Origin of the sequence: Variovorax sp. OV329 (assembly GCF_900114785.1) — a bacterium.
In the GTDB taxonomy this organism is placed as follows: Bacteria; Pseudomonadota; Gammaproteobacteria; order Burkholderiales; family Burkholderiaceae_C; genus Variovorax.
This window is the reverse complement of the sequence record NZ_FOUG01000049.1, coordinates 1-2,528: the sequence shown is the minus strand read 5'-3', so window position 1 is coordinate 2,528 and position 2,528 is coordinate 1. Positions and strand designations below refer to the sequence as shown.

3 protein-coding genes are annotated in these 2,528 nt (G+C 66.2%); all 3 read right to left on the bottom strand.

Annotated elements, in window-relative coordinates; genetic code table 11:
• Positions 1–64: 64 nt before the first annotated feature.
• Complete coding sequence (locus tag BM345_RS29455) at positions 65–1,660, bottom strand: IS66 family transposase (RefSeq protein WP_093387383.1); 1,596 nt, start codon at positions 1,658–1,660, stop codon at positions 65–67.
• A 73-nt stretch (positions 1,661–1,733) separates the two neighbouring features.
• Positions 1,734–2,072, bottom strand: coding sequence for an IS66 family insertion sequence element accessory protein TnpB (tnpB, locus tag BM345_RS30015; RefSeq protein WP_175545216.1), 339 nt, complete (start codon positions 2,070–2,072; stop codon positions 1,734–1,736).
• Positions 2,069–2,449 (bottom strand): IS66-like element accessory protein TnpA, encoded by a 381-nt coding sequence (locus tag BM345_RS29445; RefSeq protein WP_093387381.1) that lies wholly within the window; start codon positions 2,447–2,449, stop codon positions 2,069–2,071. Before BM345_RS29445 ends, tnpB begins: the two co-directional genes overlap by 4 nt.
• Between the last annotated feature and the right edge of the window lie 79 nt (positions 2,450–2,528).

Genomic DNA, 2,528 nt, shown 5'->3' with positions numbered 1-2,528 from the left:
CGTAAGCGGCTGGCCGTCCCATGGTTGACGGGCGGACGAGGATCGCTGCGGTAGCGGCGCGTGCTCAGCGCGCGGGGTGCCAGTTGTGCGGAAGCAGTTCGTCGATGCGGCTGTTCAACTGCGTGGGCAGCCGGGTGAGGACATCATTGAGGTAGGCCCACGGATCGTGCCTGTGTAGCTTTGCCGACTGCACCAAGCTCATCACTATCGCGGCACGCTGACCAGCGAGCGCGCTGCCGGCGAACAGCCATGCTCGACGCCCGACCGCCCACGGACGGATCAGGTTTTCCAGGCTGTTGTTGTCGACGTTCACGTCGCCGTCGAGCAGGTTGTGCGTCAACGCCTCCCAGTGGTTGAGGCTGTAGTTCAAGGCCTTGGCGGTTGAGCTGCCGTCGGGCACTCGGCTTCGTTCCAGTTGCAGCCATGCATGCAGGTCCGCCCACAGTGGCTTCGCATGGCTGCATCTTCTCGACAGCCGCTCATCGCTCGTCAGCGCCGACAGCTCTCGCTCGAGGCGGTAGATCTCCGCGATGCGACGCAGCGCCTCCTCAGCGACAGCGCTCTTGCCCGAGTCGAGCAGCAGTTCATCGAACTTGCGTCTGGCATGGGCAAGGCATCCGGCGGCGATGCGTCCGGGCTTGGCACTCATCACGCTGTCGTAGGCCTTGTATTCATCGCGCACCAGCGTGCCGCGCCAACTTCGCTCGTCCTGACCACCCTCAGCGCCCAGGAACGCGATCGGATACTGCGCGCCGCGTCCCTCGCAGAAGTCGTAGATCACGCCCGGCACTGGATCGAAGGCGCTGCGTGCGTAGGCCCAGACGTAGGCCTTCTTGGTCTTGCCCCGACCCGGGTCGAGCAGGGCCACCGGCGTTTCGTCGGCATGGAGCACCCGGGCGGAGAGCACGAAGTGCTTGTGCGCGTCGTAGAGCGGCTCCAGGGCCGCGCCGCCTCGGCCAGACCAGGCTGCCAGTGTCGAGCGCGGCGTGTGCACGCCCGAACGCGCGTTGATGGCCTCCTGGCGATAGTACGGCAGGTGATCCACGAAGCGGCTGATCAGGGTGTGCGCCACCAGGCCGGCTGCGGGCATGCCGCCGTCGATGATCTGCGGCTCGACGGCTTCTTGCACCAGGCGTTGGCAGCAGCGGCACGCCCACTTGCCGTAGACGTGTCGGTGCACGAAGAACTCCGCCGGCACGATGTCCAGCTTCTCGCTGATGTCCTCGCCCACGCGCACCATCGGCTTGCCGCAGCCCGGGCTTGGGCAGGCGGTGTCCTCGGGCTCATGGTCATGCTGCACGCGACGCAGATGGTCGGGCAGAGGCTGGCGTCGCGGCTTGCGCTTGGACGACGCGGCTGTGTCATCCGGCGGCGTGCCCTGGGCCTGCTTTAGAAGGGCCTCCAGAGCGGTCTCGTCTTCTGTCAGTGTCTCCTCGAACAGCCGGCGCTGCTCAGCGCTCATCGCCTCGGACTTCGCACTGAACTTCCAGGCCTTATGCCGAGCCAGCTCGAACGTGAGCTTCTCGAGCTTGGCGTCCTTCAGGCGGATGTCCTGCGCCTGGCGCTGGATCTGCTGCAGCATCTGCTGCGCGAGCGCCGTGACAGCCTCGGGGGTCAGACCTTGGAGGTCTTCGTCCTTGAGGTTGCGCAGGTCCTGCATGGGTTCTCATCATGCAAGACCGGCTGCTTCGCGTCATTGGGAATTGCGCTGTGAACGCGCTCCCTGCGAAGGGCTATAGACGGGTGATCACAGTCATCTCTGGCAGGCGCTCCCAGGGCAGTCCCACCACCAGCGCATCGAACTGCGCCTGCGTCAATGACAGAGGGGTCGCCGCGCTGCTGTCGCTCGGCCACACGAAGCGGCCGGCGTTGAGCCTCCTGGCGGCACACCACACGCCGAAGCCGTCGTGCACGAGCAGCTTGATACGGGTGGCCCGCACGTTGGCGAACAAATAGCCGTGGTGCGCATGAGCACTGCCGAGGGCATGCACGACGTGAGCCATCAGGCGCTCGGCGCCGGCACGCATGTCCAAGGGCTGGGTGCAAAGCCAGAGGGCGTCGATGCGGATCATCGCAACAGCTCGCGCAGCCAAGCCGCGCAATCGACCGCCGCCGAGACCGGCCATGTGACACTCACGCCCAGAGCACCGCGCTTGAATTCGAGTCGGATCGTCTCGGTACTGGCCGCCACGCGCGATGGCGCCGGAGCCGCCGGCGGCGCAGGCAACGACAACTCGACAAACTCCCGCGCACGCTCGGCCGTGACACTTGCTGGAGATGGCGCGGGAATCCCCCCGCGGCCACGACGCCACTGATGCACGAGGTTGTCGTTCAGCCCAAACGACAGCGCGACCGCCGCGACGGAAGCGCCGGGTTCGGCGCAGGCGGCCAGAACCTGCGCCTTGAACGCCGCGCTGTGCCGGCGGCGTTGCTTCGGATTGACGTCCATAGATGTCCAGCTAACTTAGGTGGACAGCATGGTCTCCGGCTTGGCCTCTGATCTCAAGGTGGGGAGACTGGCCGCTTAC